The 853-nt window shown below is 63.7% G+C and carries 1 protein-coding gene; it reads left to right on the forward strand.

Features of this window, described 5'->3' with window-relative positions:
- Positions 1 to 853, forward strand: an 853-nt coding sequence (locus tag A5699_RS24760) for an ISL3 family transposase (RefSeq protein ID WP_067775353.1), incomplete at both ends; no start/stop codon positions are given.

The following is an 853-nucleotide window of genomic DNA, read 5'->3' on the forward strand; positions in this document are numbered from 1 at the left end:
CGCACGGTTGGGGCGATTGTGGCCCGGGTGTGGGCCGACACCGAGAAGACCTTTGACAGGTTCGCTGATCTGCGGCGGATCGGGATTGACGAGATCTCCTACAAGCGTCACCACAAGTACCTGACGGTGGTGGTTGATCACGACAGCGGCCGGCTCGTGTGGGCCGCGCCTGGCCGAGACACCGCCACGTTGGGCCGATTCTTCGATGCCCTGGGCGCACAGCGGTGCGCCCAAATCACCCACGTGTCTGCCGATGCCGCCGATTGGATCGCCGATGTGGTCGCTGCACGGTGCCCACAGGCGATCCGGTGTGCCGACCCGTTTCATGTGGTGGCCTGGGCCACCGAGGCATTGGATGTGGAGCGGCGCCGGGCCTGGAACGATGCGCGGGCGTTGGCCCGTACCGAGCCCAAGTGGGGTCGTGGCCGGCCTGCCAAAGATGTCGCACCGCGGCCCGGTCTTGAGCGGGCCCGGGCGCTTAAGAATGCCCGCTATGCGCTATGGAAGAACCCCGAAGATCTCACCGAACATCAGACCGCGAAACTGGCCTGGATCGCCAAGACCGAGCCTCGTCTGCATCGTGCGTATCTGCTCAAAGAAGGCCTACGCCACGTGTTTTCAGTCAAAGGCGACGAAGGCAAACAAGCACTGGAGCGATGGCTTAGCTGGGCGCGGCGATGCCGTATCCCGGCGTTCGTGGAGTTGGGCGCAAAGATCAAACGCCACCGAGGGGCGATCGACGCCGCTCTCGAACACAACATGTCCAACGCGCTGATCGAATCGACCAACACCAAAATCCGTCTCCTGACCCGGATCGCATTCGGATTCCGATCCCCCGAAGCACTCATCGCCC

The sequence above is a fragment of the Mycobacterium sp. E802 genome, from assembly GCF_001666875.1.
Lineage (GTDB): Bacteria > Actinomycetota > Actinomycetes > Mycobacteriales > Mycobacteriaceae > Mycobacterium.